The organism is Suttonella sp., assembly GCF_056855035.1.
The window spans coordinates 1-22,527 of record NZ_JBXGGR010000036.1; the positions used below are offsets into that span (position 1 = coordinate 1).

Annotated in this window: 18 protein-coding genes and 4 tRNA genes; 5 read left to right on the forward strand and 17 right to left on the reverse strand. The window is 42.2% G+C overall.

Annotation, left to right across the window (positions count from 1 at the left end; genetic code table 11):
* The 17 genes from ACJHVI_RS03150 to typA form a co-directional block, all read right to left on the reverse strand.
* Positions 1-246 (reverse strand): CRISPR-associated endonuclease Cas1 (locus ACJHVI_RS03150; RefSeq protein ID WP_483183174.1); only part of this gene is annotated, 246 nt, incomplete at its 3' end.
* Positions 247-399: 153 nt separating this feature from the next.
* Complete coding sequence (locus tag ACJHVI_RS03155) at positions 400-759, reverse strand: hypothetical protein (RefSeq protein ID WP_483183175.1); 360 nt, start codon at positions 757-759, stop codon at positions 400-402.
* Between the two features lie 15 nt (positions 760-774).
* Positions 775-1,773: an HNH endonuclease gene (locus ACJHVI_RS03160; protein ID WP_483183176.1), complete on the reverse strand. Its 999-nt coding sequence runs from the start codon at positions 1,771-1,773 to the stop codon at positions 775-777.
* Positions 1,774-1,947: 174 nt separating this feature from the next.
* Positions 1,948-2,616 (reverse strand): Fic family protein, encoded by a 669-nt coding sequence (locus tag ACJHVI_RS03165; RefSeq protein ID WP_483183177.1) that lies wholly within the window; start codon positions 2,614-2,616, stop codon positions 1,948-1,950.
* 71 nt (positions 2,617-2,687) lie between these two features.
* On the reverse strand, positions 2,688-3,296 hold the full coding sequence (cas4, locus tag ACJHVI_RS03170) for a CRISPR-associated protein Cas4 (protein ID WP_483183178.1): 609 nt from the start codon (positions 3,294-3,296) through the stop codon (positions 2,688-2,690).
* Entirely contained in the window at positions 3,296-4,159 is an 864-nt protein-coding gene (gene cas7c / locus ACJHVI_RS03175) for a type I-C CRISPR-associated protein Cas7/Csd2 (RefSeq protein WP_483183179.1), read from the reverse strand. Before cas7c ends, cas4 begins: the two co-directional genes overlap by 1 nt.
* Before the next feature lie 3 nt (positions 4,160-4,162).
* A complete protein-coding gene (gene cas8c / locus ACJHVI_RS03180; protein WP_483183180.1) occupies positions 4,163-5,938 on the reverse strand; it encodes a type I-C CRISPR-associated protein Cas8c/Csd1 in 1,776 nt (591 codons plus the stop codon).
* On the reverse strand, positions 5,935-6,612 hold the full coding sequence (gene cas5c, locus ACJHVI_RS03185) for a type I-C CRISPR-associated protein Cas5c (protein WP_483183181.1): 678 nt from the start codon (positions 6,610-6,612) through the stop codon (positions 5,935-5,937). The genes cas8c and cas5c overlap by 4 nt, the downstream gene beginning before the upstream one ends.
* Before the next feature lie 113 nt (positions 6,613-6,725).
* Positions 6,726-9,434 (reverse strand): DEAD/DEAH box helicase, encoded by a 2,709-nt coding sequence (locus ACJHVI_RS03190; protein WP_483183183.1) that lies wholly within the window; start codon positions 9,432-9,434, stop codon positions 6,726-6,728.
* Positions 9,431-11,146, reverse strand: a complete 1,716-nt coding sequence (locus tag ACJHVI_RS03195; protein WP_483183185.1) for a site-specific DNA-methyltransferase — start codon at positions 11,144-11,146, stop codon at positions 9,431-9,433. The genes ACJHVI_RS03190 and ACJHVI_RS03195 overlap by 4 nt, the downstream gene beginning before the upstream one ends.
* Entirely contained in the window at positions 11,143-11,736 is a 594-nt protein-coding gene (locus tag ACJHVI_RS03200) for a hypothetical protein (RefSeq protein WP_483183186.1), read from the reverse strand. Before ACJHVI_RS03200 ends, ACJHVI_RS03195 begins: the two co-directional genes overlap by 4 nt.
* A gap of 1 nt (position 11,737) precedes the next feature.
* Entirely contained in the window at positions 11,738-12,271 is a 534-nt protein-coding gene (locus ACJHVI_RS03205) for an AAA family ATPase (protein WP_483183187.1), read from the reverse strand.
* Between the two features lie 35 nt (positions 12,272-12,306).
* Positions 12,307-12,702: a hypothetical protein gene (locus tag ACJHVI_RS03210; protein WP_483183188.1), complete on the reverse strand. Its 396-nt coding sequence runs from the start codon at positions 12,700-12,702 to the stop codon at positions 12,307-12,309.
* Positions 12,703-12,840: 138 nt separating this feature from the next.
* Positions 12,841-13,110, reverse strand: a complete 270-nt coding sequence (locus ACJHVI_RS03215; protein WP_483183189.1) for an AAA family ATPase — start codon at positions 13,108-13,110, stop codon at positions 12,841-12,843.
* 39 nt (positions 13,111-13,149) lie between these two features.
* A complete protein-coding gene (locus ACJHVI_RS03220) occupies positions 13,150-16,011 on the reverse strand; it encodes an SNF2-related protein (protein ID WP_483183190.1) in 2,862 nt (953 codons plus the stop codon).
* Between the two features lie 78 nt (positions 16,012-16,089).
* Positions 16,090-18,330: a CRISPR-associated helicase Cas3' gene (gene cas3 / locus ACJHVI_RS03225; RefSeq protein ID WP_483183191.1), complete on the reverse strand. Its 2,241-nt coding sequence runs from the start codon at positions 18,328-18,330 to the stop codon at positions 16,090-16,092.
* Positions 18,331-18,523: 193 nt separating this feature from the next.
* Positions 18,524-20,350: a translational GTPase TypA gene (gene typA, locus ACJHVI_RS03230; RefSeq protein WP_483183192.1), complete on the reverse strand. Its 1,827-nt coding sequence runs from the start codon at positions 20,348-20,350 to the stop codon at positions 18,524-18,526.
* Positions 20,351-20,604: 254 nt separating this feature from the next.
* Here typA and ACJHVI_RS03235 point away from each other — a divergent pair.
* The 5 genes from ACJHVI_RS03235 to ACJHVI_RS03255 all read left to right on the forward strand — a co-directional run bounded on the left by ACJHVI_RS03235 (position 20,605) and on the right by ACJHVI_RS03255 (position 22,514).
* Positions 20,605-20,680 (forward strand) — tRNA-Val (locus ACJHVI_RS03235).
* A gap of 4 nt (positions 20,681-20,684) precedes the next feature.
* A tRNA-Asp gene (locus tag ACJHVI_RS03240) sits at positions 20,685-20,761 on the forward strand.
* 111 nt (positions 20,762-20,872) lie between these two features.
* Positions 20,873-20,948: transfer RNA gene (locus ACJHVI_RS03245), tRNA-Val, on the forward strand.
* A 4-nt stretch (positions 20,949-20,952) separates the two neighbouring features.
* Positions 20,953-21,029 (forward strand) — tRNA-Asp (locus tag ACJHVI_RS03250).
* A 117-nt stretch (positions 21,030-21,146) separates the two neighbouring features.
* Positions 21,147-22,514 carry a patatin-like phospholipase family protein gene (locus tag ACJHVI_RS03255; RefSeq protein ID WP_483183193.1) on the forward strand — a complete coding sequence of 456 codons (1,368 nt, stop codon included), beginning with the start codon at positions 21,147-21,149 and terminating at the stop codon, positions 22,512-22,514.
* The last annotated feature ends 13 nt before the right edge of the window (positions 22,515-22,527 follow it).

Consider the following 22,527-nt stretch of genomic DNA (forward strand, 5'->3'; position numbering starts at 1 on the left):
ACCAACAAACCGTCCCAAAAATCGCCCATTTTCAGTGAAAAACGCCAAATTCACCCCATATTCGCCGCAAAATTCCAATAAAAACGGCGACACCAGCACATTACCAAAACAAAAAATATGCCCGATGGAATGAATCGGCAATTGGGCAACTTTTTTGCGGTCTTGCTCCACAACAAGGGTTTCGCGTTCTTTATGCAGGTAAGTACCTTGTGTGGTGATATAGAGGGTGTTTTGGAGTTTGCGCATTATGAAAAATTCCCTTTATTTTGACCGCATTTTAATGCCATTTAAATTATGTTTTTTATTTTTCAGATGATATTACAAGCTGTTGGATTTAGTTGAATTTTGCAAAATTTAAAGCATCACTACTTACAATTCTCAATCATACTTTATATATTACTAATATTCTGTATCCCAAACCTGAAGATGTTCCTTGTTATTTTGAATAAATTTAATCATATCTTCTAGCTTTCTCATTTTTCTAGAATTATATTCAAAAACCTTATCTTTATATTTATTTTGTAAGAAATACAACACATCCCAATAACAATCTGTTTTTATTTTCTGAATATTAGAACTCAAGAATAGCAATCTACCATATAGCTTTATATAATTATCATCACTATTTATTATTTCAAGATTATTCTCATAAAATAATTTCAACCCCTCATCTTTAATAAGTTTCTTACCTTGCTCAGTATTAAGTAATATCCAATTATTAATAACCGAACTTAACAAATCTGAATAATATTCATCCAAACCCAATTCATTTGGCTATTTTCTAATTGCATTATTAATATTATTTAATGTTCTTTCTGTATAATCTAATTTCTCATCTTCTGGTAATAGATGTTTATACAACAAAAGGTCTTTATATCTTGGCAGACATTTTAGTTCCTCTCGTCTCAATTGAAAAATTGGCTGCATATACGACTTATTAATAGATTCTCCACAGTAATTTTCACTAAGAAGTATATAACATTGAAATGTTCCAAAAATTTCAATATAAGAAAATAACCTTTTCTCCAAATTGAATAATTTAATTTGATGGCTCAAATAACGAAGGTCGTTACTACCCAAACGCACCTCTTCAATAGCACCATTTATAAAATCCCATGGCATATACGGTAATAATGCTATTCTTTGTTGTATTTGATGGTTATCAACATCTAGCACACATTCTAACTCTTTACGCTTGATACCATTTGCAACAGCAAATCCAATAGCTATCTTTGCCATTCCTTGTTTATACAGAATATTTTCTAAATTAAATGGAATAGTATATATATTTTCTAAATAATCGTTAAAATCTCGAATAACAATAACCTTATCTGGATCTGTTATTTTAAATTGTTCCATTTTTTTATTTCTTAATCCTTTAATATTCTTGTCTGGCATTCCTTTTGGATAAAGAATAAACAATATGTCATTCTTCATAAAAACTTCAACCTTAATGGGTAAAAGATCTTTTTTATTCATTCTAAATTCAAAAACGTAATCAAATTTAGGGATAAAGATTTCCCCTTCTTCACTAAATGAAGTATTTTTAGATTTTCTATCAAAATTTATAGGTAACCTAGATATATAATTTTTAAATATTTTGATAAATGGTATATCTATATCTTGCCCTAATTTATTCCCGCATTGTTCGCACAATATGCCATCGCATACCAACGTTCCTCCAAGTGCTTGTTGAAAAATATGTTCCCCATGATCATTACCTGATGTCAATTCAACATTGCATAAATAGCAATTCTTTTTCTTTTCATTCATATAATTACATTCCGATCTTTAAAATAATTTAATTCTATATTACATCACGCGACTCTACCGAATCTAATGCCTCCTCCCCCCCCCCCTTCACATACTTCCCCGACTTGTCTTTTTCCAACAGTTTCGGCTGGCAGTTCAACAAGCGGTCAATTTTCCCTGAAAATTTGCAAATTTCTACTCGAACGCCCGATAAACCCGTTCATATTGTCGTGTGAGAAAATCTAGCATCGGGGCTTTTTCGCCGCTTTGGTAAAAGTCAAGCATCATTTGGTTGTATTCCAGTTTGCTGTCGGCAAATACAGTGAGCGGGGCGAAGCCGTGGGTCATTAACACACCGCTCATCATCAGCTGCCCCGTGCGTTTGTTACCATCATAAAAAAACTGGGCTCGAGCGGCATCAAGAAATAAACCGAAGGCTTTTTCGGGTATGGTCATGGCGGTGGCGTAGTTTTCCAACAAGGTGTCAAAGGCAGCATTTAAGGCTTCGCCTGCTTGTGGCGGACGATAATTCGTGCCGCTGATGCCAACTTGCCCACTACGAAAACCGCCAACTTCTAACGCCTCTTCTTTTGCTACTAATACGTTAATATGGATAAAATTTTCTTTTGACACGACAAATTTTTCAGCGGCAACTTGACGGATAATTTCCTGCCAACCATTAGCAATGTTCAATACCTGATTTTGATCACTAATTTTATGCCCACCAACCGTTATACCCGATAAAGTCGTTTGAATTTCAGGAAAGGTAAACGGATTATTTTCCAGTTGTGCCATCTGAAAAACGAAATCAGGACGCATTCTTTGCGCAATAAAAAGCGCCTTTTTATGTCCGACTTGAAGCATATCATCTCCTTATTTTATAAAATCACAAAAAAACACCGCACTTTTACGGTCTAGGTATTTATTTTGACTAATTAATCTTTTCTAAACAAACCCTTTACATACCCCACCGACCTATCCTTCTCCAACAACTTCGGCTGACACATCTCCAGCAAAGAACAGGCTTTGCAATGCTTGCCATATTCAGGCGGTGGTGTGGTGCCGCTTTCCAGTAATGCGCGGACTTGGACAATGATTGCCAAGGTTTGCTCACGCAGGCTGCCTGAAAATACCACAGGCAAACGATGGCGCGTTTGCATGTACCACAACGCACCATCGTTGATGGTTTGACCGGTCATTTCTTCCAAACACATGGCTTGGGCACAGAGTTGGATTTCGTCCATCAATACGGGTTTGGGTTTGCCGCGTTTGTATTCCACGGGTTTCAGGCTGCCTAAACGCATATCGTGTTCAACCATATCCAAAATGCCCGACAAGCCCAAATGCTCCGCCGAGACGTGCACACTGCGCTCAAAACGCAGGCCTTTGCGGGTTTCGAGTTCGCCTGAATCAACGCGTTCGTGCAGGGCTTTGCCTTGTGCGGTCAAGAAATTCTCCGCCCATACTTGTTCATTGTGAATCAAGGCACATTGACGCGGGCAAAAGGCGTAATGTTGCAGGGCGGAGAGTGGAATCATGAGCATTACAACAGTTCTTCTACCGTAACACGTTCCAGATTTTCCTTATTAACGTGAATTTGATAATCGGCAAAGGATTGGGCAGGTGTACCGCTTTCGCCATTGACACGTTCCACGCTGACACGTTCAAACAGCTGATGGGCAGGCTGATTGCCTAAAGCATCATCGTGTTTAAATACAATGAGTTTGCGGGCGTTCATCTCGCCACGGGCGGCGGAATGGTCGTGCTCAAACATGAGTGTTAAGGCTTGCCATAATTTTTGCAAATCGTCATCGCCAAAGCCTGTTTTTTCTGCCAATTTTGCCGACACAAAACCATGCACGCGATACAAGGCGTAAGGCACGATGTATTTGCGACCCATGGTACGTTCTTTTTCCAAATCTTTTTCGTTGGTCACTGCCATGCGGGTAATGGAGATTTCCAAAGGAATGATGGGGTCAATGGATTGGGCAAAGGCAAGCTGTACCGCCCCTCGCACTTGTCCGCTATTGACTTCGGTGGTCATGACCGCCCCAAAGGTGCGAACATCAAAGAAGTTTTTGCACATCCAAGCGGTGATTTCACGGGCTTTGGCTTCGTCTTTGGGCAATTTTTTGGCTTCAGGTTCAACGCCCAAGGCTTCATACGCCCGTTTGTTCTGCAAATTCAACACGCTTTTTTCTTTAACGTAAATTTCATAGCCTGCTTCGTTTTCACAGCTTAATTCAATGAAATTGCGGATTTTGCGTTTTAAGCAAACGTCTGTTACCAAGCCTTTGCTGGATTCTGGGTCAAGGCGTGGCATATTGCCTGCATCTGGGTCGCCATTGGGGTTGCCGTTGTTTACATCAAAAAAATACACAAATTCATAACGATTTTGAATGGACATGGGCTACTCCTGTTCTGATTGGGATTCTTTTTTGGCAAAGTACTGCTGTTTTTGATGATAATAGCCAATGGCAAAACGCCCTTGTTCATCAATGCTCAAATGACGGGGAAAGGTTTCAGGCAATTTGCCAATGATGTCGCCCAAATCTTTATCCAAATTAACCGCCATACCTGCTTTGTCTTTACGCAAACGGGATAAATGGTGTTTGGCACCACTTAACAAACGTGGAAAAACCGAAAACGGCACGGCGGACGCTGAGCCATAATAACGGTCGGCAATGCCGGCATTCACATCGCCAAGTGCTTGGTTTTGAATGCGTTCTAATACCGCAAACAATCTGCCCATTAAATAAGCCGTATTGTTGCTTTCTTTGTTTAAACTCATGGGAACTCCTTCTGTGATAAGACCTTTTCTTGATTGACGTGCTAACACTGCTTTTATCATCGCCACACGCAAGCCATTGACATCGCCGTCAGCACGAATGCGGGCAATCAGTTGAGATAACAAACTTTTGGGATATGGCGAACCGTTGATAACCGCCCGTGTCATTTCTCCTGCCAGCACAGGCGAGATGTTTTCGCTTTTGCCCAAAACAGCCGTTTGAAGCAATAATCGCCAAATGGACGGCGGTGTTTTCCATGCAGGCGGTTCAATGGCTAAATCGTGGTAATGCCATGCCAAATTTTGTGCCAATGCCCCAAAATGGGTATCCAGCCAAAAACGAATGGAAATCCGTGAAGCATTCGGCGCCAGTCCCAAAATGTAAAAACGGGTGTTTTCAGACAATTCTGGTGCAACTTCCGACAATGGTCGCCCTTGGTTGATTTTTTTCAAAATATCAAAAATCTTGGCAGTTTCTTGCTCATCATCTGGCGGTGTCAAAGCCCCTGCAAAAAAATCTTCCGCCATTTGAGCTTGCTCCACGCTTTCGGCTTCTGCCCAAAACACGGTGCTGGCATCGCCGATTCTGAGCGAATGTTTGTCGCTACGCAGTAAGTAATTTAAGGCTGTGGTGTAGGCAAATGCTGATTTTTCAGAAACAGGGGCATTGGCTCCTTGCTCTTTGCCAAATGAGGTAAAAGATTCTTTATTAAAAGAAATAATAGACCCGCCCGAGCTTTGTCCGCCCCACACGCCTTTAATGGCTGGGTGCAGTCTGGCAATCGGAGCGACCTCGCCTGTTATCAAACACAAACCTTCTTTTGCATCTTCGGTGTTCAATAAATCCGCCCACAAGGCTTTGGCTTCTTCACGCCCATGGATATAACCGCTTGTGTCGTCTAATTTAAACACCAAATTGGCGTCCAACACGTCGTTGGTCAAAATGGAATCGGCAAATTTTTCAGGCTGCCAATTTGCCAAAAAAGCACGCAACGCCACCAGCCCTTCATCTTGGCTGTCCTTTAACCAATCCAAATGCGCCTCGCGAAAGGCATCAAAGGTTTTTTCAGACGGCACAAAAGGCATCTCTTTGGCGGTCGCCTTGTCTTTATTGCTCTCCACGCCCAACACATACGCACTTTTGTCCCACAAAAAATTCGGTTTAACACCTGAAGTGCGTTTTTCAGGACGTGGTACGCTCATCAGTTTGGGCTGGGGCTTTTTATCGGCAGTTAGATTGGGCATACAATCAAGCAGTTCTCCTGCTTTGTTTAACACCAAAATATAGCCGATTTTTTCTTCGCCAAACCCATAAGCAGGCACTTTGGGGCTGCCTGAAACCTTATCCACTTCATTTGCCAAACGATGATAACACCCTGCTAATTTTGCCAAAATCATGCTTTGACCTCCTCAGCAAAAAACGGCGGAACCTCAATCACACCCTCGTTCATCTGAGCCCGAAAAAACTTGGGCGTGTTGTCATGGTCAAAATCAATATCGTGCAACATCCAACCCAAATCACGGGTTTTGTCAGCCTCCGCCAACAGACTTTGGGGCATGGGTTCATTGTCATCAATCAAGGCAAAATGTGCTGGAAATTCACGCACGCCCATGCACGGCTGATAAAAACATTGTCCTTTTTTGGCTCGGCGTTTAAACATCTCAATATGCTTGGTGATATTATCCTCCTCGCCTGCTTTGGCGGTCAGCACGCAATGGGCTTCAATCACATAGGCAACGTCTTTTAACACAGTAGAAGCACGTTGCTGGCGGTCATCTTCAATAATGGTGTACAAATCAGCTGTACTTTTGCGTTTCATCGCGCCGCTGATTTTGCCTGCTGAAATCTTACTGCCCAATTCATTACGCCGAACCGATTCAAAACGTATGGGCTTTAACACATAAATTCTGTCAATCACCCAGCGAATCGCAGGTTTCCAGTGTATCCCTGCCAAAATCCCCCGTGCCGCCGACGGCGTGATGACATCGTAAGACACCCGCTCCACTTTCATCTCAGGACGGGTAAAACAGGCATAATCGCCCCAGATATAGAGTTTGATTTTATTGGGCATAAACCCTCCTATTCTTAACACACGCCCCCGTAAAGGGGGCGAATCGCCTAATGGCTAATATATCAACTTTAGTTTCAACACACACCAGTCAATGATGCGAAAAAAAATAATGGCTATTTTCTTTCAAATTGCAAAAAATCAATGAGCTTCTTAGATTCAAGCACTTCATTATGAGGAATGAGTAAATAACACCACGCTTTGCCGTCATGTGCCTTGGTATACTGTGTCGCTTGTTTACACCAAGCCACGCCTGCTGTTGCCTTGGTCAGCACGACGTCATCATTCATATCATTAAGGGCTTTGGTTTCTACCATAAGGATATGATTGGCAGTCTCTACCACAAAATCAGGTACATACTCTTTTTGCTCCGCTCCCAATTTGTAATAAATCTGAAACTGCCCTTCGGTCGGCTTGAACCATTTTTGTGCCTCACGCTCCAAAATAATGGCAAAACGACGTTCAGTATCAGAATCAAACTTTTGTAAGGGGTACAAGCATTTTTGAAAACCACCAAACAACATTTGTCTGATGCGAGAAACATCCTGTACCGTTTCACGGACTTTATGTACTTTGTCTTCTGTTGCTGTGTATTGACAAGGTTTTAATGGCGTAAAGCCTTGACTGACTTTCACTTCATATTCGGTCGCCTTTTCCCAAAAATGCGTTTGCATTTGGGCATGGATTTCACGGGCTATCAGACGGCGATTAGTATCCAATACATTTAACACTTCATTTTCAGATAGATAGCCACGTAAATGCCCCACCATTTGACCTGCCAAATCGTACAACAATTCAGCTTGAGTAAAATAGTCAATATCATCAAAATCCACCAAAGCGTGTACGATATAATCTTCCGCTCGTTTTTCCTTTAATCCCAATTCTGCAGAAAGACTGCTTTGCTCGTCGGTGTGCAAATCATGAATCAGAATTTCACGTTTACTTGGCTGTAAATGCAATCCTGCTGTATCTAATCTAAACGCATGAAAACCACTGCTTATCTCGCCACTTGGCACCACCGTAATGCGTGGAATGTCAATCGTATTATTGATTAACAACTTTGCTACTTGAGCAGTAATTGCTTTTATTTCCACATCATCAATCAATAAATTCCCCTGCACAGGAGCTAAGGCTTGGCGAACCTCTGCCATGATTTTTTGTTGAACATTCTCATTCATCAAATCCTTTGAAGTCGGAACTTCACTTGGCTTATTGGCATAACGAGAAGCGGTTTGTAGTGCTGTACGGGCAATGAGTTTTTCACGGTCATTTTGAAAAACTGTTTGGCTTGTTGGCACATTGTCGTTTAATGCTCCTATTGATACATTATCAGGGGCTTTATCGGAAGCATCCGACAAGCCTAGCATCACATCAATATTACTTGGTACTTGTACACTTACCTTGTGTTCGCTCTTGTCTGGTGCGTCCAAAATCATCTGCTGTAATTTGAGTACAGAATCGCCCTTATTGGCTTCATCGATGATTTCTTGAAAGCGGTCATGAGCCACGATATTAAGCCTATCCACTACATCTACGCCCGTACGCTTACCATAGGGCAAACGCAAACCTCGCCCGATAGACTGCTCAATCAAAGTACGGGCATTGGCGGCACGAAGTGGCACAATGGTATAAAGATTGGTAACGTCCCAACCCTCTTTTAACATATTGACGTGAATCACAATCTCTGTTGGCTCATCGACACTCTCCACCGCCAACAAGCGGTTAATCATCTTTTCTTCATCTTTACCGGACTTACTAGAATCCACCTGTATCACTTTGCCTGCATAACGCCCAGCATAAAACTCGCTTGATTCAAGCAATGCCAATAACTGCGATGCGTGGGTCGTATCACGAGCAATCACCAGCATAAAAGGCTTCACAAAAGGCAATTCATGCTGACGGGCATAAGTTTGCAATTCCACTTTGGTATTTTCGTGTAAGCGTACGCCATCTTCTAATTTGATTTTTTCAATCTCTTCAGGTGTGTAATTTTTAGCATTAAAGTTACGCTGAGTAACTACCGCAGGCGTTTTGATAAAACCGTCATCTAGGGCTTTTGCCAAAGGATAATCCACCACCACATTTTTAAAGGGAATCGGGGCTCTGGTTGATTCTACAAAAGGCGTAGCGGTCAGTTCCAAGCCCAATAGTGGGTTTAGTTCGTTGATTGCACGCATACCTGCCAAAGCCCGATAGCGGTGTGATTCGTCCATAAGTAGCACCAAATCAGGCAAATTCGCCAAATAATTAAAATAACTGTCGCCCAGCACTTCTCTCATTCTTTTGATGCGTGGTTCTTTACCACCACGAACTTCGGAGTTTATTTTGGAGATATTAAACACATTGATAACAATCTCCCCAAACAAATTACCCATGCCCATGCTTAGGCTTTGTTGGTCATAATTATCGCCTGTGATGACTTTAGGGGCGTTAATGGCAAATTCGCTGATGCCTTTAAACACATATTTTGGGGTATTGGGCGTAAAATCGGCAATAAGTTTGTTGTAAATCGTTAAATTCGGTGCCAATACAAAAAAATTGTTAATGCCATGAGCCAAATACAAATAAGCAATAAACGCCCCCATTAGGCGAGTTTTGCCCACGCCAGTTGCCAAAGCAAAACACAAAGACGGAAATTCCCGCTCAAAATCTTGCAACGTAGGAAATTTTTCCTGTAACTTTTGCAATATCAATGATACATCACGCTCACGAGCCAATACCTCAGGGGCGGTATCAAGTGCCTGTTTGAGCACTGCCAAACTCTGTGATTGTGGCGGACGCAAAGACAAGCGACCTGTAATGTGTTGCTGGGTTTTTAGGCTCATGATTCATCTCCCTCTTCAAACAAATTGCCTTGCGTGGCATTTTCTTTGTCTGTGTTTGGCTCGGCGGTGCTTTGGGTTTCGGCTAAAGGCAAATTTGCCACATTCAGGCTGTAATCATCATGCCCCCATTCGCAACGAGACAACACCATTTTGGGGATTTTTTTCAACGTCAGATTGCCAAAGCGTTCTACCGCTTGCGTGGCGGTAACACTACACCACGCCGAACAGCACACCAGCAAACTGCGTCCTTCCCCCACTTCATCAGACAAGGCTTGCAACTGCTCTGCCGACAGGCTTTGGGTGGTTACATAAATAAAATCACTCTCGCTAGAAACCCCATGTTGCCACCACAGATTTTCAGACGGCTGATAACGAAAGCCCTCCAATTTACACAAGGCTTCAGCCAGCATTTCAGCATTATATTCTGGATTGATGATTGGATTGCCCCATTTGTCATTAACAATCAAGGTCGGAGCCAATCGGTAATAGCGAAAACCGCCACCGCCTTGCCAATTTACCGCCTTAGAAATCCCACCTTGGTCGGTGCCGTCAATCACCTTTTGCAGGCGTGGAATGATGTGTGTATGGCAATGCTCGCCCAGCTCCACCATAATCCAACGCCGTCCCATTTTATGGGCAACCGCACCGGTAGTGCCGGAACCGGCAAAAGAATCAAGGACAAGGTCGCCTTCGTTAGTAGAGGCTTCTAAAATAAATTCTAATAATTTTTCTGGCTTGGGATAATCAAATGCATTGCTACCAAACAACCCCAAACTCTCTTGTGCAGAATCTTCATTAGTAGCCATATCATAATGGGCTCTACTGATTAAATTATGGATTTTCTTTCCTTTTTCCTCTCTTTGAAAAACTCTCCTTGGACGAAAATCAAAACTTTTTACTACATAATAATCGCCAGCCTGCAGTTGTTCATAAATAGAATTTTGCCTATACCTCCACTCCCCTTCAATAACAACTTCATTTATATTCCACCCATTTAAAATCTGTAATTCTGTAAGCAGAGCAACCTCACTTGTATCTTTTTTGAAGATATTTTTTGGATATACGCCATCTTTATGCTTTATAAACTTAATAGATTTGGGTGGAAAAATTAGACTTTTTCTCGGATTACCTACATTATACAAGGGGTAAGTTTCTTCACCTGAAGTTTTACCATAAGTAAACTCCGCTACCTTATCATAATTTTTTGCATAGCAAAGAATGTGATCTGTAATGCTACCTATTTTACTTAAAAAAGATGGTTTTCTCTTTTTTTCCCACACTAAGTTTCCAACAAAATTTATCCGCCCAAAAATTTCATCACAAAGCACTTTTAAATAATGGGCTTCATTGTCATCAATGGTAATCCATAATGAACCGTCATCAGAAAGCAGGCGTTTGATAATCTCCAAGCGGTCTCGCATCAACCCAAGCCAAATGGAATGCTCTAAACCATCATCATAATATTCAAAAGCATTACCCGTATTGTAAGGGGGATCTATATAAATACATTTTACCTTGCCAGTAAATTCCTGCTCCAAGGCTTTAAGTGCCAATAAGTTATCGCCAAAAATCAGACGGTTATCAAAAATATCCTGTTCTGATTTTTGCTTAGCGTGATAGGATTTTTCGGTATCTTCTAACAAGATACGGGCTTCTAACTTGGGGCGTTTGTCTTTACCAACCCAAGTGAGTTCTAGTTTTTGTTTGGTCATGCCAGTAATTCCTTTAGATACAAAGATTCACCATTTAAAACCGCTCTTTTGTAGGCTTTATCTGGGGTAGTTTTTTTCATTTTGGGCTTGGGCGTAGTCGCTGTTTTATTCAAAAGACTCTTCTTGCTATGGAAAATAATATACCTTTCATCAATAATCGGTAACCTTATACCAGAAAATTCTTCGTATAAGCCAATCATATAACGAACAAATTGACGAGTGCTTTTAAACTGTGGGCTATATCCCGTTGGATTGTCTGACTTTAAATCTATATAAAGAACCGTCAATCCATTATTATTTTTCAAAAAAATAACAGCATCGCATGCACAGTGATGATTAAATTCTTTACCTATCGTTAATAACGGAGATATAACTACAATATTCTTAGCTTTAGGATGAATCCTTTGGCATTTTCTCCCTTCATCAGGAGAAAAGCAAAACCAATCGCTATTATCCATTTGAATATTAACCGATTTTAATTTGGCAGATGGGTTAGATTCATTAATGCAAATATCTGAATGTTGAGCACCGTTATAGGTAACACACGATAATGATTTCATTAAATAATCCAATTCCACAGATAGGGGCATCTTACTCCCCTCCATAGATTAAATCATTCTGAATGGTATTCATTAAATCAATCGTATCATCAAATGTTGTTACCTCGATACCCAACTCGGAATAAATATTAGCTTTTCGTAGAATATTCTGTTTTTTTCTTGAACCAGCTTTATCCGTAATATAAAGCACAATATTACTACAATCTAACAATTCATTTTGAGAATACTTATATTTTTCCTGCATTAACTTAGTATGTTCAGTTTGCTGATTGAGCATAATGAGTGTATTTAACTCTTTAATAATATAATCACTATGAGTTGTCATAAAAACTTTGATACCAGAGTTAACCAATTGGGCAATCAATCTTGCAAAAGCACGCTGATTTTTAGGATGTAAATTCAACTCTGGTTCATCGATAATAAATAAGTCTCCTGACTTGGCTTTGCAACGTAAATAAAATTCAACATCTAGCAATGCTCTTGCACAGCTAGACGCTTCGTTCATTGTGTATCTTCGATTTTTAGCACCTTTTGCCTGAAAAACCAATCCTTGATTTTTAACCACCTTATAACTACCCCCGATAATCTCATCAAAAGCTTTTAATATTTCAGGATGTTTTTTGTCAAATCACTGGTTTGTTTATCTATATCTTCTAATTGGCGAACAAATTCCACATTGTCTTCTACTGGCCAGGCATAATCAGTATCAATGCTTTGCAATAATTTCCACGGTCTGTTTCTAATCTCTTTAGAATCCATTTCATTAATTGCTTTTAGCATTCTTGTTCTTGCCATATCCAATTCACGGCGAAAGATTGCCGCTCCAGTACGTTCAGCACTTGAAATATGAGGATTTGGAAAATATGGACTAAATACGATTTCAGCAATAGCATCAATCACAAATTCAATTAAACCAAATGCACTTAATCCACTTTCCATATCTGCAGATAATAGCTCTAAAATTGGGGAATCGGCATCTTTAGTTATTGTTGCCAATACAGACCCCCCTCCTTGAACCCTTCGTTGGTAAGAATCTTTAAAAACATCAAGTTCTTTTTCTATGCTGATACGAATTTTTGTGTCTGCAAAAGCATCCTCTTTTGTGGCAAATACTTCATAAAGAATCTTTTGAAATTAATCACTTAGCTTAATAAAATAATCATTTATTTTACCGCCAAAAATCTCCTCTAAATTTATCTGATATTTTTGATTGGACGATTCCATTGATGAAATTTCTAAAAACAATACATTTCTCAAAAGACTTTTCCAAGAACGTAAAAAACCATAAACTGCATAAGTTGCATAAGTTTTTCCTGTGTTATTCTCACCACATATAATGGTTAAGTCAGATAAGTTTATTTCAGCTCGACCGAGCAATCCCAAATTTCCAAATTCAAATTTCATAATTCACCTTCATGTTTGAAATAATATTTGTGGAAAGCATCACACCATCTCCCATTCAATCACAAATAATTCTTCATCCACCACCGTCTGTTTGAGTTTTTCTTCTAACTCTTCAATCAAGCGATTGCGTTGATGTTCAATCTCATCTTGTTTATCAAAAAGTTCACGCCGTTGTTTGGTACGTTTACTTTCTAGCTCTCGCTGTTTTTTCTGCCAGCTTAACTTTTCATCCAGCGTTGCCGATGTTGCTGCAGTACGGCGAACTTCTTTAATTTGGCGGTCGGTTTCTTTGATATCTTGCTCTAGCCCAACTTTTAAATCCTCCGCCCAGTCATCCAGCTTTTGTACTTCTTGCTCAAAATAGCTCAAATTTCGTTCGGTACTGTCATCCACACACAGCTTATGGCGAATCTGCATATTAGCAATCAGGTCAGATGATACATGAATCTCAATGTTTTCTTGAATGACTTTGGCAGGCAGTCTAAGCAATTTGGCAGGGTCATCGGCTTGCAGTATTTGTCCACTGTGTGTTATCGCACCAATTAGCAGATGCTCTTCACTTTCATCCAACGCACCGATACGGACAAGTTTGGCGATAAGTTGCCCACTTTGTCCAAGATAAGGCTTAAGCGTGCTAATAAGACTTCCTTGAGCAGAATAATCAAACAACAGTCTGGCAGGCGGGCAATCACGATTTTTTGCTCGTTTAATGACCGCTTGAGCCAAAGGATGACTGATGCGATACAGATGAGCATCACCGTTTTTGCGTGGCAATTCATAACGCCCTGCCATAATCGCTTCATTTACAAAATCATCAGGTAAGTCTGTTAAACTAAAACCGTCCTTATCAAAACAAACATGGTTTGCCAGCTCATTTTCGGTCAGCGTAAACAACAACTGTTCGTATTTGTTGCGGGTATTGCGACTGTCTTCATCACGCATACGCAGTCGTTGACGAACTTCTTCATCAAAATTCTCTAGCAACTTTTGACGAGCCTGTATCATCGTTTGATTGATTTCATCGGATAGCTCATGTTGCAGATTATTAAAGGCTTGTTTGATGTCTTCAGACTGCCTGCAATGGCGATAAATATCAGCAATACGCCGTTCAATATCCACCCCCGAACCAATCGCTCCCAAAATCTCATCGCTGGCACCAAAAACACCGCTAAACAGTTGAAATTTTTGCTCCAAAAGTTCATAAATACGGGCATCCGCTTCATTGTTTTGGTCAATAAAATTCACCACTACAACATCATGTTTTTGCCCATAACGATGACAACGACCAATTCTTTGTTCAACACGCTGAGGATTCCAAGGCAAGTCATAGTTGATAATCAAGGAACAAAATTGCAAGTTAATACCTTCAGAACCCGCTTCGGTTGCAATCATGATATTGGCACGCTCTTTGAAATGCTCTACAAGGGCGGCACGGGTATCGGCTGTTTTGGAGCCTGTGATTTTGTCGCTTCCTTGATGACGTTTAAGCCATTCTTTGTAGATTCTTTGAGATTGGGCATCGCTGTTGCTTCCGTTGAACAACACAATGCCGTCGCCATGCTCGCTTGCATATTTTGTTTTGGATAAACATTCAAGCAAATAATCTTGAGTGCGTTTGGATTCAGTAAAGATAATCGCCTTTTTGTTTGCCCCCAAACGTTCAAGCTCACCAAAAGCACGTTCCAAAGCACGCAACAACGCATGGCTTTTGGCATCTTCACGAATGCTTTCAGCAAGGCGTTTAAATTCTTTAAGCTCTTCTATTTCATCTTGTATGGCTTGATATTCATCAGCGGTCAAAAGCTCGGTCTCCTCAGATTCCCATTCTTCGGCTGTTTCGTCCAAAGTTTCGTAATCTTCATCTAAGGTCTCAACCAAATCAACAACCTCTGATTTATCCAAAACACCTTGCAAACGTTTGCTCATGGTATCCAACGCCCCTGCAATCGCTCGACTGCTGGATGCAAGCAATTTCCACAACACCAAAGAGATAAGCTGTCTTTGTCCCTCGGGCATGGCTTGCAAATTAGGACGGCGTAAATAGTCAGCAACCAATTTTGAAAATTCGCGCTCTTGGTCAGACGGCATAAACTCCTCTACCAATGCCAAACGATTGGTATAAGGCACATAGGCTTGCACTTGTCTGCGGAGTGTTCGCTGACAAAATGACTTAAGACGTTGACGCAGGTTGTTTAATGCCTGTTCACTCGCCTTGGCACCATATTGACTGCGAAAACTATCCACATCGCCAAACACCCTCTCATCAATCAAGCTGGCAAGTCCATACAACTCCAATAAAGAATTTTGCAAGGGTGTTGCGGTCAATAACACTTTACTGTCCACATGAGCCAATGCTTCTTTTAAAGTTTTGCCAATGACGTTACTTTTTTTATAGACGTTGCGTAAGCGATGAGCCTCATCCATAACCACCAAATGCCAATTGACCGCCTTAATATCTGCTGATTTTGCTTTGGCAAATTGATAAGAACAAATGATAGGAACACCTTGTTCAAAAGGATTTTTTCCCTGTTTTTTAATGCTGTTATAATTTTTAGCTTCCAAAATCACGCCTTGCAAGCCAAATTTTTCTTGTAATTCTTGATGCCATTGTTTACGCAAATTGGCTGGCGTGATAATCAAAATACGGTGCTTGCGCTCTGACCAATGTTGCAAAATCACAAGCCCTGCTTCAATGGTTTTACCCAAACCAACTTCATCTGCCAAAATAACTCCTTTAGACAAAGGATTAGCACAAGCAAACAATGCCGCATCTACTTGATGCGGATTCAAGTCCACCTGCGCATCCACCAACGCACTGGCAAAAGATTCCATGCTCCCAGCATGGGCTTGACGAGTCAATAAATAGGCGTGATATTTGGCTTGATGCGGGGTAAGATTCATGTGTAAGCCTCCGTATTTTTTTGCAATATTAACCCGATTAAGCCAAAATGTCAATAATTCACTTCTAAAGCTGATAAATTATAACACCAACCCCTCCGCCCTCAAAAACGTCGCATTCTCCCAAGAGAGCCCTGCCACAGGGTTATACAAATCCGTGCCAATCAAGGCATAAAATTGCTTGCCAAATTTAGGCTCGTTAATCGCTTCAATCCGTCCTGCTTGAAACAATTCCGCCAAAGCATTTTCTGGAATTTGCACGGTGTAGGGCTGAAGCCTACGCAAAATTCCGCCAATGTGTTCGGCATAACGCAAATTGTCTATCAGTTCTTCGGCTTCTTGATTAAACGGTATGATGACGGGGTATAAATGACTTTCAATCATGCGAAATTTTTCGGCAATATTTTGAAATGGAAAATCGGTTTGACAAGCGTGAATTTCACTTAAAATCCCTTTTTTATCCAATTCATCGCCCTTCATTTCATACACCTGCGTAAAATACCACTCCAATGCCTCTGGCGACAACAAATCATCGCCATGACTGCGTACTACCGAACACATCACCGCAGACAATCCTTTGAGTTCAGGTGGCATTGTCCATTTCTCCTCTGTGGCAAATACCGATACCACGCTGTTTTCAGGCTGTCTTTTGCCCTCACGATTACAACGCCCCGCAGCCTGAACCACGCTGTCCAGCCCCGTCTCGGCACGCATGACCGCAGGAAAGTCTACGTCCACGCCTGCTTCTATGAGCGAAGTGGCAATCACACGACACGGACCGCCTTGTTTAAGCCGTTCACAAATTTTCTCCAACATCAGCGTGCGATGTTTGGCACACATGAGCGTGGTCAGATGAAACACGCCGTCCAAATCTTTGGCACCGTCATACAAAGAACGGGCATGACGGCGGTTATTGACAATGATGAGCAGTTGTTCGTTTTTAGCCAGCTTTTGCAATAATTGCTCATCGCTCTGCACGCCAATATGACGCACGGTCGTACGGCGTAATTTGTCAAACAGTTCATCAGGATTAGGGGCAAGTTCTCGGATATTTTCAAAGCCGTTATAAAAGCCTTGTTTGGCTTGAATGGCGGGCTGAGTGGCGGTACACAACACCACACTGCAACGATAATTTTGTGCCAATTCCTCAATCGCCATCATAATCGGACGCAACAAATTAAGCGGCAACAACTGTGCTTCATCCAAAATAATCACACTGCCTGAAATGTTGTGCAATTTACGACAGTGTGATGAACGGTCGGCAAACAGACTTTCAAAAAACTGCACCGCCGTCGTGACCACAATCGGCATATCCCAATTTTCAGAAGCTCGGCGTAATTTGTCTTGGCTGTCACCTTTGTCTTCAAGCTGGCTGTCATCAAAATTACTGTGATGTTCAAGCACCGCCTGTTCGCCCAATTCGCCAAAGGCTTTTTTAAATTCACGGGCATTTTGTTCAATGATACTGGTAAACGGAATCACATAAATGATTCGCCGTAATTCATGCACTTTGGCGTGTTCCAATGCAAACGCCATAGACGTGAACGTTTTGCCGCCGCCAGTCGGAACGGTTAAAGAAAATAAGCCTTTTTCTTGTGTGGCTTGTGAAATGGCGTGGTCTAAAATTTGTGTGCGTAATTGATTGAGTTCAGAAAACTTTTCAGACTGCCTGAATGTTTGAATATATTGATTAAATTGGGTATGAAGTTCGCTTAACGCAGGATAATTGCCCCGTTGAACGGGTTTGTTTTGATGTGTGGCATAGAATTTTTCGGTATCCAAAAAATCAGCATCCACCAAACATGAATAAATCATGCGGGTAAAAAATGAATATGAGAAAAACGGGTGTTTTTTTGAAGCGTTAAATCCATTAGGTGATTTAATGGTGTCAGGCAAATGGATTTCTTGTTGCCAAGTCTTGTCCAGTTTGGGAATTTGATTACCAAATTGTTCGGACAATCTAGCGGTTAAAGTACCACGATTATTGCCCTGTTTTGCCCCATTTGCTAAACCCGCATGATGCCCTGCAATGCAAAACGCCATCATTTTTCCGATGGGATTGTTCCATTTTTCTAGGGCGATTTTGGCACCTGCGGTAGAATGATTGACCTTTTTTCCACCATGCAAACGCTCTTGATAAGGCAAACTGTATTTACCCAAATCGTGCAATAAACCTGCGTAATAAGCAATGTCTTGGGCGTTAAAATGATAAGCAAATTGAGAAGCCATTTCGCCAACTTGATGAAGATGACTGTCTAAAGTTTGCCAAAGATTTTCAGGCTGCTTTTCAAGAGAGTGTGCATAAAAATTCATAACAAGCATTGAAAGAAATTAATAAATGAATCAATTACTGATGATAAACCTTTTGGTTTCATAACATATTAAATTGAGGAAGAATTGATAAGCAAGTGCAGCACATCTTACTTCTTCTCTCTTGTCTATTAAATGTAGCACTTCTCGACTAATCCGAGTTTATGACAATAGAAAAGCGCCCGAAGGCGCTTTGAAAAGACTATTATTTTTTACCCGCCCGTTTGCGCTCGTTTTCAGTTAATAGTTTTTTCCGAATACGAATGGATTGCGGCGTCACTTCGACTAATTCGTCTTCGTCAATAAACTCTAAAGCCTGCTCTAAAGTATTGCGAATCGGCGGCGTTAAAATCAGATTTTCATCGCTGCCTGCCGCGCGGATATTCGTCAATTGTTTCGCTTTGAGCGGATTGACCACCAAATCATTGTCGCGGCTATGAATGCCGATGACCATACCTTCGTATACCTCATCGCCATGCCCGATAAACAAACGTCCGCGGTCTTGCAAATTAAACAAAGCATAGGCCAATGCCTTACCGGCTGCCATCGCAATCAATACGCCGTTATGCCGCGTTTTACCCAAACCCTCTTTAATCGGCCCGTAATGGTCGAAGGTTTGGAATTTCAAGCCTGAGCCGGAAGTCATGGTCATAAATTCGGTTTGAAAGCCAATCAGTCCGCGCGTCGGGATAATGTATTCCAAGCGCACTCGTCCTTTGCCGTCGGGAATTATGTTTTGCAAATCGCCTTTTCGCTGTCCCATACGCTCCATGACAGCGCCTTGATGCGGCTCATCAACATCCAGCACCACAAATTCATAAGGCTCTTGCTTTTGTCCGTCGATTTCTTTGAAAATCACTTCCGGACGCGATACGCCCAATTCATAGCCTTCGCGGCGCATGGTTTCAATTAAGACCGACAAATGCAATTCGCCGCGCCCCGATACTTTAAATTTATCAGGATCGTCCATCTGCTCGACACGCAAAGCCACGTTATGAATCAGCTCGCGATCCAAACGTTCTTGGATTTGGCGCGAGGTAACGAATTTGCCTTCGCGTCCGGCAAAAGGCGAGGTATTGACTTGGAAAGTCATACTCATAGTCGGTTCATCGACATCCAAACTGGGCAGGGCTTCCACATGGTTGGGATCGCAGAGCGTATCAGAAATATACAAAGGATCGATGCCTGTGAAAGAAATAATATCGCCGCCGGCGGCTTCTTCCACTTCCACTTTTTCAAGCCCTAAGAATTTGAAGATTTGCAAGATACGCCCGCTGCGTACCTCACCTTCACGACCGATGATTTTTACTGGCGTATTTTTACGCACTCGACCGCGCTCGATTTTGCCGACGCCGATAACCCCTGTATAGCTGGAATAATCCAATGAAGAGACCTGCAAACGGAAAGGCGCTTCGCGGTCAACCTGCGGCGCTTTAACATGATTGACAATCGCTTCAAAAAGATAAGTCATATCGCCTTCGCGGATATCGGCATTATCGCCGGCATAGCCGTTCAAACCCGAAGCATAGACAATCGGGAAATCCAATTGCTCATCAGTCGCGCCCAAGCGGTCAAACAAATCGAAAGTTTCATCTAATACCCAATCGGCACGTGCGCCGGGGCGGTCGATTTTATTAATCACAACAATGGGATTCAAACCCATATTAAAGGCTTTTTGGGTTACAAAACGCGTTTGCGGCATCGGGCCGTCCATCGCATCGACCAAAAGCAAAACGCAATCCACCATTGATAAGACGCGCTCTACTTCGCCGCCGAAATCCGCATGTCCCGGCGTATCCACGATATTGATTTGATAGTCTTTCCAACGAATCGCGGTATTTTTCGCCATAATGGTAATGCCGCGCTCGCGCTCCAAATCCATCGAATCCATCATACGCTCATGCACTTCCGCGCGCTCGGCAAGCGTGTCGGACTGGCGGATTAACTGATCGACTAAAGTGGTTTTGCCGTGGTCGACATGCGCGACAATGGCGATATTACGAATCTTAGAAACGTCTTGGTTATTGCTCACAAAATTTATCCGAAATTAAAGAAAAACGGCGCGCATTATAATGCTAGCCATGCGAATTAGCGAATGTTTTTCCAACGTTCGGCTAAATTGCCATTATCGGTATCAAATGCACCGATAAAAAGATGACATCAGGCAAAAACAAAAAAGCGGTGCTATGAAAAACAATCCACTATAAAATTAATGCTGTTTTTTTCTCCGCCGCAGTTGCGCTTTCATCAGAAAGCACTATAATGCGCCTCTCTCGATAAGAGAACGGATGCTTAGCTCAGTTGGTAGAGCATCGCCCTTACAAGGCGAGGGTCATAGGTTCGAGTCCTATAGCATCCACCACTGCGGAGTGGTAGTTCAGTTGGTTAGAATACCTGCCTGTCACGCAGGGGGTCGCGGGTTCGAGCCCCGTCCATTCCGCCATATTTCTAAAAACCGCTCATAAGCGGTTTTTATTTTGCATAGAAATTTTTGCACCGGATTCTTGTAGTCCGAGCAAAAATGACTATAATGCGCCTCTCTCGATAAAAGAACGGATGCTTAGCTCAGTTGGTAGAGCATCGCCCTTACAAGACGAGGGTCATAGGTTCGAGTCCTATAGCATCCACCACTGCGGAGTGGTAGTTCAGTTGGTTAGAATACCTGCCTGTCACGCAGGGGGTCGCGGGTTCGAGCCCCGTCCATTCCGCCATTTTCCTAAAAGCCGCTAAGAAGCGGCTTTTATTTTGCCTATTCCCTGCCAAATGCTGGCGCTTAGCATCCTCTTCCCCTATCATGGCTTCTTTTTTCATGCTGTGTAAAGATACCGATGCCAAGCACCAAAAACATCCTCTTAATTGCTCTTGCCGGCTTATTAAGCGCTTGCGCCAAGCTCTCTTACCAACCCATTCCGGCAATTGAGCAGATTGATCATCAAAAAGGCTATCGTCTCAGACAGGCTTTAGAGCAGCAGCAGAATCAGGAAGATTTATTTGTCGTCTTAACGCTTTCCGGTGGCGGCAGTCGGGCGGCTGCATTCGGCTACGGGGTATTAGAAGCCTTGGCACAACAAAATATTGCATTAAACGGTCGCCAAAGCAATCTGCTGGAAGAAATCGATTTGGTTTACGGCATTTCCGGCGGTTCCGTATTGGCAATGTATTTCGCGCTGCATGGCAAAGACACGATTCCGCAATTTTTACAGCGTTTTCTCGCCCATAATTTTCAAGACACGCTGATTGAAAAAGTTTTCTCTCTCGCCAATGTGGCGCGCCTGACCTCGCCCGAATTCGGACGCGGCGATTTATTGCAAGAAGAATTTGAAAACAGTCTGTTCGGCGAGGCGACTTTTGCCGATTTAGCCCGACGGCGCGGACCTTTCGCCGTTATTTCCGCCACCGATATGACCCAAGGCATTCAAATAGACTTTACCCAAGAATTTTTCGACTGGCTGTGCGTGGATTTATCCGCCTTACCGATTGCGCGCGCCGTTGCCGCCTCCAGCGCCGTACCGCTGGTATTTAGTCCGATTACACTGAACAATCACGGCGGACAATGCGGCAATCCGCAGCAATACAGCGATTTACTGGCAAAAAATACGGAAGAACATTCGGAACAAGCCAAAATTCGCGATGATATGCTCACCCAGTTCCAATCTTATCAGGACAGCCAAAAGCACCCTTATCTCCATCTTTTAGACGGCGGTTTGACGGGCAATTTAGGCTTGCGCTCCATGCAGACCATCGTCAATCTCAGCGGCGGTAATGAAAAAAATCTTTATATGCAGCTGACTAAGGGGCGCGCCAATCGCATTGTGCTGATTAATGTTAATGCGCAAAATCAAATCGACAGCGATATCGATCAATCCCCTGCCGTACCGGGTTTTCAAGACTCGCTCAATGCGATTATCAATATCCCGATTGACCAATCCTCCGCCGATGCCATTCGGCAAATGCGTCTAATGGTCGATGAATGGAATCAAGCCGAACACCGCGACCAACAAGGGCGCAAAATCTCCCTGCATTTCATCGAATTGTCATTAAAAGATCTTGCCGATGAAACATTACGCCATCAAGTATTAAATATACCCACCAGTTTTGCTTTACCGGGAAAAGATGTCAATGCACTACGTCAAGCGGCAATAGAATTACTCAAACAATCATCAGACTATCAATCCCTTATTGAGCAATTACGCTAGATGCTTACATTTG

Coding starts and splice junctions, on each gene's coding strand:
- cas4 (WP_483183178.1), bottom strand. CDS start 3,296: ATGCTCATGATTCCACTCTCCGCCCTGCAACATTACGCCTTTTGCCCG.
- cas7c (WP_483183179.1), bottom strand. CDS start 4,159: ATGTCCATTCAAAATCGTTATGAATTTGTGTATTTTTTTGATGTAAAC.
- ACJHVI_RS03190 (WP_483183183.1), bottom strand. CDS start 9,434: ATGAGCCTAAAAACCCAGCAACACATTACAGGTCGCTTGTCTTTGCGT.
- cas8c (WP_483183180.1), bottom strand. CDS start 5,938: ATGATTTTGGCAAAATTAGCAGGGTGTTATCATCGTTTGGCAAATGAA.
- ACJHVI_RS03220 (WP_483183190.1), bottom strand. CDS start 16,011: ATGAATCTTACCCCGCATCAAGCCAAATATCACGCCTATTTATTGACT.
- ACJHVI_RS03200 (WP_483183186.1), bottom strand. CDS start 11,736: ATGCCCCTATCTGTGGAATTGGATTATTTAATGAAATCATTATCGTGT.
- ACJHVI_RS03195 (WP_483183185.1), bottom strand. CDS start 11,146: ATGACCAAACAAAAACTAGAACTCACTTGGGTTGGTAAAGACAAACGC.
- cas5c (WP_483183181.1), bottom strand. CDS start 6,612: ATGCCCAATAAAATCAAACTCTATATCTGGGGCGATTATGCCTGTTTT.
- ACJHVI_RS03160 (WP_483183176.1), bottom strand. CDS start 1,773: ATGAATGAAAAGAAAAAGAATTGCTATTTATGCAATGTTGAATTGACA.
- ACJHVI_RS03255 (WP_483183193.1), top strand. CDS start 21,147: ATGCCAAGCACCAAAAACATCCTCTTAATTGCTCTTGCCGGCTTATTA.
- ACJHVI_RS03165 (WP_483183177.1), bottom strand. CDS start 2,616: ATGCTTCAAGTCGGACATAAAAAGGCGCTTTTTATTGCGCAAAGAATG.
- cas3 (WP_483183191.1), bottom strand. CDS start 18,330: ATGCTTGTTATGAATTTTTATGCACACTCTCTTGAAAAGCAGCCTGAA.
- ACJHVI_RS03215 (WP_483183189.1), bottom strand. CDS start 13,110: ATGAAATTTGAATTTGGAAATTTGGGATTGCTCGGTCGAGCTGAAATA.